We start from the raw sequence: 261 nt of genomic DNA on the forward strand, positions 1-261 counted from the left end.
GTTGCTGCGCTACACCGGCGGCGAAGTGCGCATGGCCCTGTTCGACCCGGCTGGCTGGTGCGCGCACTATCGCCAGGATCGGGTCGACTGCGACCGGCTCAAGCCCATCTACGAGCAGTACCTCGCCCGCCAGCGGCAGATGGCCGCGGTGCTCGAGGCCCATGGCGTGCCGGTGCTGTACGTGCACGTGGAACCGGGCCAGGACGCACGCGCCGCGCTGGAGGCATGAGCCGCTTCACTCCCCGCCACGCTGGCGGGGAC

1 protein-coding gene is annotated in these 261 nt (G+C 71.3%); it reads left to right on the top strand.

Annotated features, from left to right (window positions below; all coding sequences use genetic code 11):
- Positions 1–229: hypothetical protein (locus tag SB775_RS30830; protein ID WP_410865065.1), on the top strand; the 229-nt coding region annotated here is incomplete at its 5' end.
- Positions 230–261 lie beyond the last annotated feature (32 nt).

It is taken from the genome of Peribacillus sp. SIMBA_075, from assembly GCF_046534585.1.